This window comes from Actinoplanes sp. CA-142083 (assembly GCF_050942195.1).
GTDB lineage: Bacteria > Actinomycetota > Actinomycetes > Mycobacteriales > Micromonosporaceae > Actinoplanes.
This window is the reverse complement of sequence record NZ_CP192076.1, coordinates 718,306-734,345: the sequence shown is the minus strand read 5'-3', so window position 1 is coordinate 734,345 and position 16,040 is coordinate 718,306. Positions and strand designations below refer to the sequence as shown.

Annotated in this window: 15 protein-coding genes; 5 read left to right on the top strand and 10 right to left on the bottom strand. The window is 71.6% G+C overall.

Annotated features, from left to right (window positions below; all coding sequences use genetic code 11):
* Positions 1-1,245, top strand: coding sequence for a glutamate-5-semialdehyde dehydrogenase (locus ACQPZX_RS03440; protein ID WP_433374198.1), 1,245 nt, complete (start codon positions 1-3; stop codon positions 1,243-1,245).
* On the opposite strand, the gene ACQPZX_RS03435 is transcribed toward ACQPZX_RS03440, so the two are convergent.
* The 6 genes from ACQPZX_RS03435 to ACQPZX_RS03410 form a co-directional block, all read right to left on the bottom strand.
* Positions 1,242-2,048, bottom strand: a complete 807-nt coding sequence (locus ACQPZX_RS03435) for a prenyltransferase/squalene oxidase repeat-containing protein (RefSeq protein WP_433374195.1) — start codon at positions 2,046-2,048, stop codon at positions 1,242-1,244. The two genes, ACQPZX_RS03440 and ACQPZX_RS03435, sit on opposite strands and share 4 nt — an antisense overlap.
* 82 nt (positions 2,049-2,130) lie before the next feature.
* Positions 2,131-3,312, bottom strand: a complete 1,182-nt coding sequence (moeZ, locus tag ACQPZX_RS03430; protein ID WP_433374193.1) for an adenylyltransferase/sulfurtransferase MoeZ — start codon at positions 3,310-3,312, stop codon at positions 2,131-2,133.
* Positions 3,313-3,422: 110 nt separating this feature from the next.
* Entirely contained in the window at positions 3,423-4,220 is a 798-nt protein-coding gene (locus ACQPZX_RS03425; RefSeq protein ID WP_433374190.1) for a DUF3152 domain-containing protein, read from the bottom strand.
* 112 nt (positions 4,221-4,332) lie between these two features.
* Complete coding sequence (locus ACQPZX_RS03420; protein ID WP_433374187.1) at positions 4,333-5,163, bottom strand: DUF3152 domain-containing protein; 831 nt, start codon at positions 5,161-5,163, stop codon at positions 4,333-4,335.
* A gap of 67 nt (positions 5,164-5,230) precedes the next feature.
* The gene (locus ACQPZX_RS03415; RefSeq protein WP_433374184.1) at positions 5,231-6,178 is read right to left on the bottom strand and encodes an alpha/beta fold hydrolase; all 948 of its coding nucleotides are present in this window, start codon (positions 6,176-6,178) and stop codon (positions 5,231-5,233) included.
* Positions 6,175-8,106: a Daple gene (locus ACQPZX_RS03410; protein ID WP_433374181.1), complete on the bottom strand. Its 1,932-nt coding sequence runs from the start codon at positions 8,104-8,106 to the stop codon at positions 6,175-6,177. The genes ACQPZX_RS03415 and ACQPZX_RS03410 overlap by 4 nt, the downstream gene beginning before the upstream one ends.
* A gap of 503 nt (positions 8,107-8,609) precedes the next feature.
* On the opposite strand from ACQPZX_RS03410, the gene ACQPZX_RS03405 reads away from it, so the two are divergent.
* The 3 genes from ACQPZX_RS03405 to ACQPZX_RS03395 all read left to right on the top strand — a co-directional run bounded on the left by ACQPZX_RS03405 (position 8,610) and on the right by ACQPZX_RS03395 (position 11,650).
* Positions 8,610-9,269 (top strand): TetR/AcrR family transcriptional regulator, encoded by a 660-nt coding sequence (locus tag ACQPZX_RS03405; RefSeq protein ID WP_433374178.1) that lies wholly within the window; start codon positions 8,610-8,612, stop codon positions 9,267-9,269.
* Positions 9,270-9,306: 37 nt separating this feature from the next.
* Entirely contained in the window at positions 9,307-9,531 is a 225-nt protein-coding gene (locus tag ACQPZX_RS03400; protein WP_433374175.1) for a DUF3107 domain-containing protein, read from the top strand.
* A gap of 262 nt (positions 9,532-9,793) precedes the next feature.
* The gene (locus ACQPZX_RS03395; RefSeq protein ID WP_433374172.1) at positions 9,794-11,650 is read left to right on the top strand and encodes a DEAD/DEAH box helicase; all 1,857 of its coding nucleotides are present in this window, start codon (positions 9,794-9,796) and stop codon (positions 11,648-11,650) included.
* A 285-nt stretch (positions 11,651-11,935) separates the two neighbouring features.
* Here the strand turns inward: ACQPZX_RS03395 and ACQPZX_RS03390 are convergent, their stop codons facing one another.
* The gene (locus ACQPZX_RS03390) at positions 11,936-12,592 is read right to left on the bottom strand and encodes a heme oxygenase (biliverdin-producing) (protein WP_433374170.1); all 657 of its coding nucleotides are present in this window, start codon (positions 12,590-12,592) and stop codon (positions 11,936-11,938) included.
* Between the two features lie 137 nt (positions 12,593-12,729).
* On the opposite strand from ACQPZX_RS03390, the gene ACQPZX_RS03385 reads away from it, so the two are divergent.
* Positions 12,730-13,881 (top strand): class I SAM-dependent methyltransferase, encoded by a 1,152-nt coding sequence (locus tag ACQPZX_RS03385; RefSeq protein WP_433374167.1) that lies wholly within the window; start codon positions 12,730-12,732, stop codon positions 13,879-13,881.
* Here ACQPZX_RS03385 and ACQPZX_RS03380 read toward each other — a convergent pair.
* The 3 genes from ACQPZX_RS03380 to ACQPZX_RS03370 are packed head-to-tail and all read right to left on the bottom strand — an operon-like array spanning position 13,878 to position 15,878.
* On the bottom strand, positions 13,878-15,344 hold the full coding sequence (locus ACQPZX_RS03380; RefSeq protein ID WP_433374164.1) for a hypothetical protein: 1,467 nt from the start codon (positions 15,342-15,344) through the stop codon (positions 13,878-13,880). The genes ACQPZX_RS03385 and ACQPZX_RS03380 overlap by 4 nt on opposite strands.
* On the bottom strand, positions 15,337-15,549 hold the full coding sequence (locus ACQPZX_RS03375; protein ID WP_433374162.1) for a heavy-metal-associated domain-containing protein: 213 nt from the start codon (positions 15,547-15,549) through the stop codon (positions 15,337-15,339). Before ACQPZX_RS03375 ends, ACQPZX_RS03380 begins: the two co-directional genes overlap by 8 nt.
* A 23-nt stretch (positions 15,550-15,572) precedes the next feature.
* Positions 15,573-15,878 carry a metal-sensitive transcriptional regulator gene (locus tag ACQPZX_RS03370; RefSeq protein WP_396029568.1) on the bottom strand — a complete coding sequence of 102 codons (306 nt, stop codon included), beginning with the start codon at positions 15,876-15,878 and terminating at the stop codon, positions 15,573-15,575.
* Positions 15,879-16,040: the final 162 nt, after the last annotated feature.

The window sequence follows — 16,040 nt, the reverse complement described above, 5'->3', positions numbered from 1 at the left end:
ATGACGACCGTCCTGCAGCAGGCCGCCGACGCTCGCGGCGCCTCGATCGACCTGGCCGCGGCCACCCGCGCCGAGAAGGACCGGGCGCTGCTGCTGATGGCCGACCGCCTGGTCGAGCGCACCGAGGACATCGTCGCCGCGAACGCCGTGGATGTGAACAACGCCCGCGACGCCGGCCAGAGCGAGGCGATGATCGACCGGCTCACGCTGACCCCGTCCCGGATCGAGGGGATGGCCGACGGCCTGCGCCAGCTCGCCGCGCTGCCCGACCCGGTCGGCGATGTCGTGCGCGGCTCCACCCTGGCCAACGGGCTCGAGCTGCGCCAGGTGCGGGTGCCGTTCGGCGTGGTCGGCATCGTCTACGAGGGCCGGCCCAACGTGACGGCCGACGCCGCCGGCATCTGCCTGAAGTCGGGAAACGCGGCGGTGCTGCGGGGCTCGGGCTCGGCCTTCAGCTCGAACGCGGCGATCGTCTCGGTGCTGCGCAAGGCGATCGCCGACGCGGGCCTGCCGGCCGACTCGCTCCAGCTGCTCGACGCCACGACGCGCGACTCGGTGAAGGAGTTGATGCGCGCCCGCGGCCTGGTCGACGTGCTGATCCCGCGCGGCGGCGCCTCCCTGATCAAGACGGTCGTCGAGGAGTCCACGGTCCCGGTGATCGAGACCGGGGTGGGCAACTGCCACGTGTACGTGGATCAGGCGGCCGACCTCGAGAAAGCGCTGGCCGTCACGATCAACTCGAAGACCCAGCGGCTGTCCACCTGCAACACCGCCGAGTCGCTGCTGGTGCACATCGACATCGCCGACTCGTTCCTGCCGCTGGTGATCGAGGAGCTGGTCTCGGCCGGGGTGACCGTGCACGGCGACCCGCGGGTGGCCGCGTACAGCAACGACGTGGTCCCGGCCATCTACGAGGACTGGAGCAAGGAGTACCTGTCGGCCGACATCGCGGTGGCGATAGTCGACTCGATGGACGACGCCCTCGACCACATCCGCCGCTACGGCACCGGCCACACCGAGGCCATCGTCAGCGAGTCGGTGACGGCGACCCGCCGTTTCGCGGCCCGCGTCGACGCGGCCGCCGTCATGATCAACGCGTCGACCCGCTTCACCGACGGCGGCGAGTTCGGCTTCGGCGCCGAGATCGGCATCAGCACCCAGAAGCTGCACGCCCGCGGCCCGATGGGCCTGCCCGAGCTGACCTCGACGAAGTACATCGTGAGCGGCAACGGCCACACCCGTTAGCGGCAGGCGCGCAGCACCGTCAGGGTGGTGTTGACGTCGAAGATGGGGCCCTCGGCGCTGTCCCAGCCGCCGTCGGTGCGCTGGGTCGCGGCCAGCCGCTTCCGCGCGGCCTGCAGCAGCCAGTCGTCGCCGAGGTTGACGCGGCGCAGGGCGGCGGCCATCGACGCGACGTCGGCCGGGGACATGTCGTGCAACCGGTCGCCGAGCACGAGCTGCACCCGGGCGGACTCGTAGAAGTACTGCTGGGCGTGCAGCAGGCCGGCCGCGTGCCAGCCGGCGGCGAGGAACGACGGCCAGGTGCCGTCGGGGCGCAGCTGCGAGTTGACGAAACCGGCCGCGGTGGCGAGCGTCTGCGCGTATCGGGCCGGGAGGTCGAGGTGCGGGTGCAGCTCCACCTCGGCGACCGTGAACCAGAAGCCGGCCAGCGCGGTCAGGTACAGCGTGGCCTCGGGGTCGCCGGGCATCGCCCAGGCGGGGGCCTCGGCGGAGAGCGACTCGTTCTCCTGCCAGGTGCCGTCGGGGCGCTGCACCGAGGCGAGCCAGCCGAGCGCCCGGTCGACGACGTCGCCGTGCAGGCCGCCCAGGTCGTCGAGCTCGTTGAGCCGGAAACAGGTCGCGTCGATCGATGGAATCACCCCATCGGTGGACGCCGGCCAGCCACCCGCGGCGGTCTGCCCGGCCGCGATGCGGTCGATCACCTCCGACGGCGGGGGCTGGCCCGTACGCAGGTACGACAGTCGCGCGCGCTCGACGGCATCGCCGTGCGCGACGACGTACCCGATCGCAGCGTCAATATCGACCACGACGGTGACGCTACCGCCCCCGGAAGCAAATCGCTCCCACGTCTCAACGCTGGGGAGCCATATCGGCTCCCCAGCGTGACGGTCAGTACGACGGAAGAGACGGGTCGACCGTGTTGACCCAGGAGACGATGCCGCCCTGGACGTGCACGGCGTCCTTGAAGCCGGCCGCCTTGAGGGCCGCCAGCGCCTCGGCCGAGCGCACGCCCGACTTGCAGTGCAGCACGATCTGCCTGTCCTGCGGGAAGCGGGACAGCGCCTCGCCCGAAAGGATCTCGCCCTTGGGGATCAGCGTCGCGCCGGGGATGCGGTTGATCTCCCACTCGGCGGGCTCGCGCACGTCGACGAGGAAGACGTCCTTGCCGGCGTCCTGCCAGTCCTTGAGCTCACGGGCGGTGATCGTCGAGTTGGCGGTCGCCTCCTCGGCCTCCGCGGAGATCGCGCCGCAGAAGTCGTCGTAGTCCTCCATGAGCTCGGTGAGCGTCGGGTTCTCACCGCAGAGCACGCAGTTCGGGTCCTTCCGGACCTTGATCTTGCGGTACTCCATCTCCAGGGCGTCGTAGACCATCAGCCGGCCGACGAGCGGCTCGCCGATGCCGGTGATCAGCTTGATCGCCTCGTTGACCTGGATCGAGCCGATCGACGCGCAGAGCACGCCGAGGACGCCGCCCTCGGCGCAGCTCGGGACCATGCCGGGCGGCGGAGGCTCGGGGTAGAGGCAGCGGTAGCAGGGACCGTGCTCCTCCCAGAACACCGACGCCTGGCCGTCGAAGCGGTAGATCGAGCCCCACACGTACGGCTTGCCGAGCAGCACCGCGGCGTCGTTGACCATGTAGCGCGTCGCGAAGTTGTCGGTGCCGTCGACGATCAGGTCGTACTGGCTGAAGATCTCCATGACGTTGTCGCGGTCCAGCGCGGTGTTGTGGATGACCACGTTCACCAGCGGGTTGATCTCCCGGATGCTGTCCGCCGCGGACTCGGCCTTGGGCCGGCCGACGTCGGAGACGCCGTGGATGACCTGGCGCTGAAGGTTGGACTCGTCGACCGTGTCGAAGTCGATGATGCCGAGCGTGCCCACCCCGGCGGCAGCCAGGTAGAGCAGGGCCGGCGAGCCCAGGCCGCCCGCACCGACGGCGAGCACCTTGGCGTTCTTCAGCCGCTTCTGCCCGTCCATCCCGACGTCCGGGATGATCAAGTGGCGAGAATAGCGGCGGATCTCGTCGATGGACAGCTCGGCGGCCGGCTCGACGAGCGGGGGCAATGCCACGGTTCACTCCCCGGGTTGGTGGTAAGGATCGCCTGCCATTGTTGCTCGTTCACCGTCGTCGTAGCCATGACGTTGCCCACCGGTCCGACATCCGGGACGAGGGAATTTTCTCACGGGTACGGCCACGCGTTGGCGACGCAGCCCTTCAGGCCGAAGGTCTGCTGCATCATCACCGGCGCGCGGCGCCCCTTACCCGGGCACAGCTCGTGCCCGTGGCCGAGCTGGTGACCGACCTCGTGATTGATCGCGTAGGCACGGTAGGTGGTCAGCGGCGCGCCGTAGCCGCGCACCGAGCCCTCCCAGCGATCGTCGTTGATGATCACCTTCCCGGGCAGGCGGCAGGAGGTGTACGCCCCGGTCTCCAGCCCGCCCTCGCGGCACATCCGCTCGGAGGTGCGCGCCGAGGCCAGGTAGATCGTGAACTCGGCGCGGGCGGCCTGCGGAACGCGCTGCAGGCGGAACCGGCGGGCGGCGACCCAGCTGCGGCGGTCGCCGAGCGTGCGGTCGGCCACGGCGGCGAACGCGGCGGGGGTCAGGGGCGCGGCCGGCTTCTCGACGGCGACGTGGAACCGGCGGATCGGGCCGGCGCCGCCGAGGACCTGGCCGAAACCGGTGACGTAGGCGAAGGCGCCGCTGGCGCCCACGGGCCGGGCCGTCCCGGTGGTCTTCACCGGCGCCGGGGAAGCAGCAGCAGACGGCCGAGCCGCGACCACCGGGACCACGAGGCGATCGGCGCCGTCGTCGCGCAGGTAGCGACCGAGAAACACCACGGCGGCGGCGAGCAGCAGGTAGGCGAGCACGGTCAAGGTTCGGCGGCGGCGCCGCGCGGGGCGCGGCTCCTCGTCGAAGTCCGGGAAGAGGTCCGGTGGCGGCGGGGGCGCGGGCCGGGCGAGCGGGGCCCGGCTCATCGCCGGCGGGTTCCGGGAGGGATCCCAGACGGGCGTACGGGGTCCGGCCTGGTGCGTCATGACATAGCCGAGACTGCCACGCCCCGACCGGCGACATGCGATGTTTCCGCAGCTACAGGGCGGGGCCGGTGAGGAAACCGTTGCCCCGGCGTGGCCACGGGTAGGGCGTGCAGCCGCGGGTCGTGAGCGTCTGCTGCACCATCACCGGCGCCGGGCCGCCCGCCCGCGGGCAGCCCTCGTGCCGATGGCCCAGCTCGTGCCCGACCTCATGGTTGATCACGTACTCGCGGTAGGTGGCGAGCGGGATCTTGGCGTACAGGTACGGCTTCGCCGAGAGCCGCCAGCGGTCCAGGTTGATGATCGCCCTGCCGGTGGTCCGGCAGGACGTGTACGGGAGGCCGTTGATCCGGATGTTCGTGCCGCCCCGCTCGCACAGCTTCCCGGCCGTGTCCCGGGTGGCCAGGTAGACGGTGAAGTCGGCCGGCTCGCCGCCGGGCACCATCTGCAGGCGCACCTGACCGCCGCCGATCCAGCTGCGCGCGTCGCCGAGCGTCGACACCACCTGCTGGGCGAACTCGGTCAGGTCTTCGTTGCTGCCGTTCTCGACGGCCACGCGGAAACGGCGCAGCGGGCCCTTGCTGCCGAGGACCGGGCCGCGCGTGGTCGCGTACGCGAAAACGCCGGAACCATGCGCCGGAACCGCACCCGGGAGAATCAGCTGATCGGGGCTTTTGGTCGGGGTGCTCTCCAGGACCGGTTCGGGGCTCTCCGACGGACTCGGCAAGATCATCGAGGAAGGGGATGCGGACGGCGCCGGCACCAAGGCGGCATCCGACTTGATCGTACGGCCGAGCAGCAGCCCCGACGGCACGACGACGGTCAGCGCGAGCAGCACCAGCCACCAGCGCCGCCAGGTATCGCGCGACTTGACTTCCTCGATCATCGATCGCCAGCGTCCCATACGCCACGATCGCTGTCTGCCCGGGAGGATCTTGGGGTGAGCCCGGTCGCTACCGCTTCTCGTCGAGCATGCCGACGATGCCCCGCGCCACCAGCCGCGGCACCTCCATCTGCGCCACGTGGCCCACGCCCGGCAGGATCAGCAGGCGGCTGTCCGGCACCGCCCGGGCCACCTGCGCGTTCACCCGCGGATCGACGAGCTTGTCGTTCAGGCCGCCGATGACCAGCGTCGGCGCGGTGATCTCGGTGGCCAGCCGCCACTGCGAGTTACGGCCGGGCAGGTACGCCCGCAGGAAGCTGGAGACCAGGCCGCGCAGCGTGCCCAGATAGGCGCGCGGGTAGTGCGACACCGTGTAGCGCAGGCGGATCTCCTCGAGCGCCTCGGCCCGGCGCTGGTCGCTGGCCTTGCGGATGTCGCCGAAGCAGGCCTCGAGGACCTGGTCGGCCATCTCCTCGACGGTCAGCCGGGACATCCCCCACGCGAAGATCCGGTCGGCGCGGGGCAGCGCCAAGATCGGCAGATAGGGTCCGTGGGCCGTCCGGCGCGGATCGAGGAAAGGCATCGCGGGCGAGATCAGCGTGAGGGTGCGGATCAGGTCGGGGCGCAGGGCAGCCACGCGTACGGCGATCGAGCCGCCCAACGAATTGCCCACGAGGTGGACCGCCCCGCGGCCGGCGTGCTCGAGGTAACCGATCAGGGTCGCCGCGAACGACGCGATCGAGTAGCGCGGGCTCGGGTCGCTGTACCCGAAGCCGGGCAGGTCGACCGCCTGACCGTCGAAGCGGTCGGCGAGCAGGCCCGCGACATCGGTGAAGTTCTGCGAGGAGCCGCCGAGGCCGTGCACGTAGACGGCCGGCGCGGCGCCCGGCGCGGTGGCCGGGGTGTCGCGGACATGCAGCATCGCCCCGCCGATCACGACCTGGCGTGCGGGCCACGGGGGTGGAGCTTCGCCGTCCGGCAGCAGAACGCCGTCGTCGGCCAGGAGGGCACCTTTCATCGAGACAAGAGTGCCTCAAGACGCCGGTTGACCGCCGCCAGTGTGGCCCGGACCATCGCATGCCGGTCGTCGCCGGTCACCACGGCCGAGCCGGCCAGCTGCTCCACCCAGCCGTTGCACGACAGCAGCAGCACAACGACCGCGACTTGCGAGTTTCCGAACGGGACGGCGGCCGCGTGCTCGACGAAGCAGCGGGCCGGGCCGTCGGGATGCTGGGAGGTGGCGAGCAGCTCGTCGACCGCGCCGGCGGTGGCCTGCGCGCACAGGCGCAGCAGATAGCCGTCGACGGACGGGCCGCTGGCGTTGCCCGAGGCGGACCGGCCGCCGACGCCGAGGCGCACCTCGACCGTGGCGTCCGTGCCGAACGTGTTGACGTGCACGTTCTCGATGACGATCCGGGGGTACGGATGGTCGCCGGGGTAGAGCGGGCGGGGCGGGCCGGGCTCGTCGACCGGGACGACCTCGCCGATGTGCTCGGTCTCGTCCTTCGGGCGCTCGTTGCGGCGATCGGCCTCGGCCGGGCGGGTCGGCGCGGCCGCGCGGACATACTCGGCCGGGCGCGCGGGCTCGGCCGGCCGGATGGGGTCGGCCGGGCGCGACTCCGCTGGGCGCGACTCGACTGGGCGCGACTCCACTGGGCGCGACTCCACTGGGCGCGACTCCACTGGGCGCGACTCCACTGGGCGCGACTCGACAGGGCGGGCGGCGGGCTCAGCTGGGCGGGACTCGATCGGGCGGGACTCGATCGGGCCGGACTCGTATGGGCGGGCGGGCCCGGGCTGCGGCGGGATGACCGGCGCCGGCTCGGCGACGCGCTCGACGTCGGGGACGGCGCGGTGACGGTCTGCCAGCGGCGACGGAGAGATGGGCGCCGGGGCCGGGCTCTGCGGCCGGGCGAGGGCCGGGGGCGCGCTCTGGGGCCGCGGCGGGGGCGGCGGGAGGCTCTGCGGCCGGGCGGGCGACACCGGCAGGGGTGCGGGCGGCGCGATCGGGGCGTCGCCCTTCATCGCCGCGTCCAGGCCCATCCGATCCTGGAGCAACCGGGCCACGCGCCGGCTCACCTCGGCCGGGTCGGCGCCCTCGGCGAGATCCAGCCGCAGGCTGTGCGCGCCGGACGGGGTCGAGCGCAGCGACGCGTCGCGCACGCCGTCCACGCCTCGCACCGCCGCCAGGATCGCCTGCACGTCGAAGCCCTCCTGCCGCTCGCGCGGCTGCACGTCACCGCGGCGCAGGTGCGTCGCGATCCGGGCCAGCGCCGGCGTCTCCGCCGTGGGCTCGGTCAACGGAGGCTCCGGAACTCTCGGCACGTCCGGCTGGGCCGGCACACGCTGCGGCAGCACCCGCGGGCCGGGGTCGGCCGGTCCACTCGTCCCGCCACCGGCCGGTGGCCGATTGCCGAAGGCCGCGTACGCCGCGGGCGGGGTGTAGCCGGGCGGATCGGCGGGCGCCGGCTGCTCGTAGGAGACGCGGCGCGGGAAGCTCGACGGATCGTACGACGGGCGGGCCGCCTTCGGTTCATCCGCGGCGGAGGGCTCGGGCGCGGCCCAGTCGGCGCGGGGCGTGGCCGGGCGGACGAGCGGGACCGCGGCGCGCTGCTGCACGGGCGGCGGCTCCTCGAGGTCGCCCTCGTACGGGTACGGCGGCGCCGAGCTCGGCGTCGGCAGGTCGTAGCCGCGCATGCCGGGGCTGGTCGGCTCGACCGGGCGCAGGCTGATCGGGTCGACCGAGCGCAGGCTGGTGGGGCGGTCGGCGCGCGAGGTCAGCCCGGCCTCGCGGGCGATCGCTCCGGTGGTCTCGCCGAGACCCGAGCCCGAGCCCGGATCGGCGATGCGCGGGGCCGGCGGGCGGGCCTGCTCGGCGCCCGGCGGGGTCAGGTGGGCCAGCAGGTCGGAGTAGCGCGGGCGGGCGTCGGGCCAGCGGGAAGTCACTTCGTCCCCGGACGGGGGAATTTCCGCAGATGGCCGGGCCTCCGCCAAGCCGGGCTGCTTGTCGCCGATGAAGCCGGGCGGGGCGGGCGCGGGCACCGGCGGGCCCGACGCGGGCTGGGTCGTCAGGGGGTGAGCCGGGGCGGGCTGGACCGGGCCGTACGGGCGCTCGACGGGGGGATATGCCTGATTACGCGGAAACGGGGTGGGCCGCCGCCACGCCGGGATGTCGGTGTCCGTATCGAGCGCTGCGCCGGAGTTGGACCACGGACTGTCCTGCGTCGCCCAGCCGTTCACCCGAGCGCGCTCACGCGAATCGGCACTGTTGCCACCCTCGGCAGCCCCAGTGTCTCCGGAATGCCCTGATTCATCCACCGCGTGCTCCTCGCTCGCCCGTGCTGAGGCTACCGTGTGGGTGCAGTGGCGATAAGTTGCAGCGTCGCGACAATTGATTGAGCGGCTGCGAGACCGCGGGGACAGACCGACCCCCTGGAGGGTAGAGAGACATGACCGCTGCGTCCGGTGGGGCACAGACCACCCGGCCCACCCGCCTGCCCCGCTCCGCGCGCCGTAAGCAGTTGCTCGCGGCGGCCCAGCAGATCTTCGTGGCACACGGCTATCACGCCGCCGCCATGGACGACATCGCCGAGCGGGCCGGCGTCTCCAAGCCGGTTCTTTATCAACATTTCCCCGGCAAGCTCGAGCTCTACCTGGCTCTGCTGGACACGCACTGCGACGCGATAATCGCCAAGGTTCGCGACGCGATGCTGGCCACGCACGACAACAAGGAACGGGTCAAGGGCGCCGTCCAGGCCTACTTCGACTTCATGGACCACGAGAGCGAGGCGTTCCGGCTCGTCTTCGAGTCCGACCTGCGCAACGACCCGCAGGTGCGCCAGCGCGTCGAGCGGGTCGAGCAGGGCTGCATCGCCGCGGTCACCGACACCATCATCTCGGACACGGCGCTCGGCAGCGAGGCCGCCCAACTGCTCGCCTCGGGCCTCGTCGGGGCGGCCGGACAGTCCGCCCAGTTCTGGCTGGCGAACGGCCGGCGTACGCCTAAAGCTGAAGCCGAAGCGCTCGTAGCTGCGCTGATCTGGCGCGGGATCGCCAGCTTCCCCCTCCAGGACGGCGCAACCAGCGGTTCGACGACCGAAATCGGATAACCTTGCCCGCGTAAGACCCGTACAGAGGGAGGGCCCCGTGGAGGTCAAGATCGGCGTGCAGCACACGCCGCGCGAGCTGGTGCTCGAGAGCGCTCAGACCCCGGCGGAGGTCGAGCAGGCCGTTACCGAGGCGATGGCCAAGGACAGCGTGCTGTCGCTGCAGGACGAGAAGGGCCGCAAGGTGATCATCCCGATCGCCAAGGTCGCGTACGTGGAGATCGCCGAGTCGTCCAACCGGCCGTTCGGCTTCACCACTCGCTGAGGTTCCTTTTCGGGAGGGCGCCGTCGCATCGATGGTGCCCTCCTGTAACTCTGCTCTGAGGTGCACGATCTCTCAGTCGGGTAGACTGGGCTCTGTCGCCCGTCGACGTCGATTCGGTTCGCCGTTTTTCACCCCGCGAATCCGTTTCGCCGCGGGCGACCCGCGCGCGTGCGGCCCGCTCTTCAGCGTGTGGCCCGCGCCCTACCCACAGCGCGCCCCAGCACCACGACGGGCGCACCACGAGAGGCACCCGTAAAACTTCATGACAGACATCGAAAACTCCGAACCCGCACTCGTACCAGTCGTGAATCGCGCCCCCGTCCGTCCGGACAGCCCCACCTTTGCCGAGCTGGGTGTCCGCGCCGAGACCGTCGAGGCGCTGGCGAAAGCCGGGATCACCCGGGCCTTCGCGATCCAGGAGTACGCGCTGCCCATCGCGCTGCGCGGCACCGACCTCATCGGCCAGGCCCCGACCGGCACCGGCAAGACCCTCGGCTTCGGCCTCCCGCTGCTCGAGCGGGTCATCGCCCCCTCCGAGGGCGCCGACGGCAAGCCCCAGGCGCTGATCGTCGTTCCCACCCGTGAGCTGGGCCTGCAGGTCGCGCGCGACCTCGCCGCGGCCGGCAGCACGCGCGGGGTCCGGGTGCTGCCGATCTACGGCGGCGTCGCGTACGAGCCGCAGGTCGACGCCCTCAAGAAGGGCATCGAGATCCTCGTCGGCACCCCCGGCCGCCTGCTCGACCTGGCCAAGCAGAAGCAGCTCAAGCTCAACTCGATCAAGGCGCTCGTGCTCGACGAGGCCGACCGCATGCTCGACCTGGGCTTCCTCGACGACGTCGAGAAGATCCTGGCGATGCTCCCCGAGCAGCGGCAGACCATGCTGTTCTCGGCGACCATGCCCGACCCGATCGTGGCCCTCTCCCGCCGGTTCCTGAGCCACCCGGTCACGATCCACGCCGGCCACACCGCCGAGAGCGGCCCGTCGCCGCTCACCAAGCAGGTCGTCTACCGCACCCACCCGCTCAACAAGCTCGAGATGGTGGCGCGCATCCTGCAGGCCCGCGGCCGCGGCCTCACCATGATCTTCTGCCGCACCAAGCGGGCCGCCGACCGCGTCGCCGAAGACCTCGACTTCCGTGGCTTCGCGGTCGCCGCGGTGCACGGTGACCTGGGCCAGGGCGCGCGCGAGCGGGCCTTGCGGGCCTTCCGCACCGGCAAGATCGACGTGCTGGTCGCCACCGACGTCGCCGCCCGCGGCCTGGACGTCTCCGGCGTCACCCACGTGATCAACTACGACTGCCCCGAGGACCCCGACACCTACACGCACCGCATCGGCCGCACCGGCCGGGCGGGCGCGACCGGTGTCGCGGTGACCTTCGTCGACTGGGAGGACATGCCCCGCTGGGTCCTCATCGACAAGTCGATGGGCCTGAGCATGCCGCAGCCCCCGGAGACGTACCACACGAGCCCCGCGCTCTACTCCGACCTGGACATCCCGACCGACGTTTCGGGCACGCTGCCGACGGCCGAGCGCAACCGGGCCGGCCTGGCCGCCGAGGTCGAGGAGGACCTGGGTGGCGGGCGTCGCCGTCGCGAGACCGGGCCGCGCGGGCGCGGACGTCGCACCCGTGGCGGAGCTCCGGGCGCCGACTCGCCCGCCGCCGACGCTTCCGAAGAGGGAGCTGAGCGGCCCAAACGCCAGCGTCGCCGGCGCCGGGTCGAGGGTGAGGATGCAGACCTTTCCCGTACGCCTTCGTCAGACGAGCCCGCGTCCTCGCCGTCCGTGGACGCCGACGCTTCGGATGACGCGGCGCCGGTCGAGGCCGCGCCGAAGCGCGCTCGTACCCGTCGCCGGGCGGCCGCGCCCGCCACGACGCTGCTCTTCTCGACCGGCTCCGACGGGGCGCCCATCGACGTCGACGGGCCGTCCGACGCCGATTCCCCGGTCACCGATTCCGCCGTCGCCGACTCCGCCGGCCCTTCCGACGCCGACTCGGATGACGATGGCGACAAGCCTCGCCGGCGTCGCCGTCGCGGCGGCCGGGGCAGCCGCGGATCCGGCAGCTCGTCGTCCTCGGATGCTGAGGTCGAGGCCCCGGCCGACGGCACCACCGTCTGACCCTTCTTCCGCAGCGCCCGGTCTTTCGCAGCGCCCGGTCTTTCACAGCGCCCGGTCTTTCACAGCGCCCGGTCTTTCACAGCGCCCGGTCTTTCACAGCGCCCGGTCTTTCACAGCGCCCGGTCTTTCACAGCGCCCGGTCTTTCGCAGCGCCCGGCCGGCCAGGCCGGGCGCGATGGCCCGGCGGCCGCCGACGGCCTCGTCATGCACCCGGCCGTGGCGCCGCGGCGGTTACTGTTCGTTCCTCGTACTCGAAAATGTGCGTGACTCAATCACGCAGCGTGATCAAACCCAGCGTCGGGCGAGATCGTCCAGTACCGCGGCGCTCAACCGATTCGCCTCGATCACCTCGGCCACGAATTCGTCCTGTTCCTCCGCCGACCACGGGAGTGTGTCGAGGAGGCGGCCGTAATAGCCTTTGAAGGCTTCGATGTCGATGCCCGGGAAGATGTAGAAGCGATTGCCGTCGCCGTTCAGGCCATAGACGCGAGCCACCGCCTCACCCAGGTATTGGCCGCCCGAGAGGTCGCCCAGATAACGCGCGTAATGGTGGGCGATGAAGCCGACCGGATGCGAGTTCGCGGCGTAGCGGACCCGGGTGCAGTACGTGGTCGTGGCCGGGAGCGCGGCAATGCGCTCCGCCCACCGCGGGCCGTGCAGGAATCGCAGATCGGCCTCGATCGAGGGCAGCCGCACCAGTTCGGGAAAGACGAACGCGCGCGCGACCGGATCGTCGGCCATGGTGTGCCCCGCCAGTTCCAGGGCCTCATAGAGAAACCAATGCTGGGCGGCCAGCTCGGCGTAGGCGACCCAGGAAAGGCGACCGGCGGCGAGAGCATTCAGGAATGCGCTTGTCCGGCCGGCATCGTGCGCAGCGCGGGCGTCCCGCCGCAGCCGGGCGGAGAGCCGGTCGGCCCCTGGTGGGTCGGCCATCAACGACATCGGTGGCGCACCTCGCTTCTCGCGCCGACAGCGTAACTATAGATCCACTTCTCGGCCCAGAGTTTGCGTGGAGTGTGTTGGGCCACCGGTCGAATCCGTGCGCCGGTCGGTCGAGCGGCGCGCGGCACAATTGAGGGATGCCACAGCCGCTCGCCGACGTCCTCGCCGAGGTCCGCACCCTTCTGCTCGATCCCGGCCTGACCCGGGCCGTCGCCGCCGGCCGCCGCCGGGGTCAGACACCCACGGTGACCAGGGCGGAGTTACGGCCGGTGGCGCTGAAGGGCGGCACGCACCTACAGATCGTGACCGACGACGGCGCCCGCCCTTTCACCCGGAATGTCGCACCCGGCGCGCAGGCGGAGGCGGCGGTCGACGCGCTGCTCGCCGAGCCGTTCGGCAACTGGCATGTCGAGACCGCCACGGCGACGGTGCAGGTGCGAATCACCAAGAAGGGTGACGCCCAGGTGCACCGCGGCGCCCCGCGGTCCGCCGCCCCTGACGCCGCCGCCCCTGACGCCGCCGCTCATGATCGGGAGAAGCAGTGGCTGCTCGATCCGGGCGATCCCCTGTTCCAGGTCGTCGGGGGCACGGCGGCCAAGCGGCGGCAGGTGGATGCTTTCCTGCGCGCGCTGGCCGCGACGTTGCCGTCCTCGTTGCCGTCGCCGATGCGCGTGGTCGATCTGGGCTGCGGCAACGCCTATCTGACCTTCGCCGCGTACCGGTATCTGTCCGCGCGAGGCGTCCAGGTCCAGGTCGTGGGCGTCGACGTCCGAGAGGATCAACGCGTACGCAACACCGCGGTCGCCGCATCGCTGGGCTGCGCCGGCGACGTGACCTTCGTGGCCGGCACGATCTCGTCGGCCGAGCTGCCCTTCGACCCGGATCTGGTGCTGGCCCTGCACGCCTGCGACACGGCCACCGACGAGGCCCTGGCGCGGGCCGTGCAGTGGTCGGCCCGCTGGGTGCTGGCCGCGCCGTGCTGCCACCACGACATCGCCGCCCAGCTCAAGGGCACCGCGGCGCCGGCGCCGTTCGCCGAGCTGACCCGCCACGCCATCATGCGCGAGCGCTTCGCGGACGTCCTGACCGACACCTTGCGGGCGTCGCTGCTGCGCCTGAACGGCTACAAAGTGGACGTGGTCGAGTTCATCGACTCGGCACACACCCCGCGCAACCTGCTGCTTCGCGCCCGCCGCACGCACGCCGCGCCCACCCCCGCCCAGCGCGAGGAGTACGAAACCCTGACGACCCAGTGGTCGGTCACTCCCGCGTTGGAGAAGCTTCTCTAGCGCACTTCAACTGTCCAGGCGGCGGTGTGCACCTGACCGGCGACCTGGAAGTCGAAGAACATGCGGTAGGTGCCGCTACTGGGAACGGAAAGCCAGAACTTCACCTTGCCGTCGGCCAGCGTGGTCTCGGGATGGACGTGCACGTAGGCAAGGTCACCGTCGCGGAGCACGACCAGGTGACCGTAGGCGCCGAGGTAGGGCTCGAGCATGGCCGGCCGCCGGTCGGGCCCCGCCACGCTGACCAGGATCGGCTGGGTGGACTGGACGTCAGGTGTGCCCTCATACCCCACCGCGAACCCGTCCGCCGCCACCGCATGGGCCGGCGCCGGCAGAGCCGTAGGCGCGTAATCGCCCGCCACCGTGAGGTCACTGCCCAACGTGGTCGCCACAGGTTTGCCGCCGACGAGCGCCGTGAAGTCCGCGATCATCCGGTAGATCCCCGGCTGCGCGAGCATGAGGTCGATCCCCCAGCTACCGTCCGCGCCCATCGACGGGTGCAGGTGCTGGAACCCGCTCAGGTCCCGCCGGATGACGATGAGGTGCAGAAGCTTGTCGTGCACCACCGCGTAGGTCGTGATCGGCGCCCCGCCCGCCCCCGTGATCCGGAACGAGAGCCGCTGCCGCCGCCCGGCCACGAAGTTCGTCTGCGTAGGCACCAGCGTGAGCCCGCCCGAGCTCAGCGAGAGCCCACCGACGGACGCCCCCACCGAGGTCGTAGCCCCTCCGCCCTGCGCAACCGTCCCGTCGTTGTTGTGCGTGTGCGGCTGATTCTCATCCATGACCATGCCCGGCATGGCCCCGCCGCCGTCCGCAGTTCCGCCGTTCGCAGTTCCGCTGTTCGTCGTTCCCGTGGCCGCGCCGGCCGGTGGCGCCGAGGCCGAGGTGGTCGCGTTGTTGAGACGCCCGATCCCATACCCCGCAAAGAGCACCACAACAAGCAACGCCCCGAAGGCAGCCAGCCGGAACCCCGCCCGGTCCCCCGCCGTGATGGTCTCGCTCGCGCCGTCCTGCTCCCGCCCTGCGGTGACGTCGTCCTCGTTCGCCCCGGCCGTTGGCTCGCGTGTCCCCGTCCCAGCTGCCGGCTTGCCCACCCCTGCGCCGGCAGTCGGCTCGCTTGTCCCGGCGCTCTTCTCGGTGCCTGGGGTCGGCTCGCTCTTTCCCTCGCCGGCGCTCGGCCCGCTCTTCCCGGAACCGGCGCTCGGCCCGCTCTTCCCGGAACCGGCGCTCGGCCCGCTCTTCCCGGCACCGGCGCTCGGCCCGCTCTTCCCGGCGCCAGCGCTTCCGCCAAAGGTCGGCCCTGGCCGTTGCTCGCCGCCGCCCGGGTCGTGCCGGTCCCGGAGGGTCCAGCCTCCGCCGGCCCGGCTGGCTGATGCCGCCGCCGGCCGGTTCCACAGGCGGTTGAGCTCGGTGGTCGGCTGGTCCGGAGCGGACGCCGAGCCGTCGGGCGGGGAGCCGTCAGGCATTCGCGAGCTCGTAGCCGGCCTCGTCGACCGCCGCACGCACATCGTCGTCGGCGAGCGGCGCCTCGCTGGTCACCGTCACCGCGCCGGACGCGAGGTCCACCGCCACGTCCGCCACACCCGGCAGCGCGGTGAGCTCTCCCGTCACGGCCTGGACGCAGTGCGAGCAGGTCATCCCGGTCACGGTGTAGGTGCTGGTCACAGCCATGAATAGCCTTTCAGAACCGTCAGTCAGGACTTGACGAGCCGGGCAATCGCGTCGGAGGCCTCTTTGACCTTGGCAGTCGGATCCCCCGCACGCGCCGCGTCAACGACACAGTGGGCCAGATGGTCCTCGAGAAGACCGACGGCTACCGCCTGCAACGCGCTCTTGGCCGCAGAGATCTGCGTCAGAACGTCAATGCAGTAGGTGTCCTCGTCGACCATCCGCTGAAGCCCACGGATCTGCCCCTCAATACGACGCAGTCGCCCAAGCAGGGCAGCCTTGTCACCGGAATACCCATGCGGACCATGCTGCGGCGTCGACTCTTCGGACATGACGCCAGCATACCCCCTCCCCGTATCGAACTCTCCGGCCGGGTGACCAAGGTCCCCGCACCCATCCTGTCCGTTACCTGCACTTTTGTCACCACCATGTACCCGCCAGCGCGACCCACCCACCCCACGCCCGCGTCCCGCAGCCACCCGACCTCGCCAATG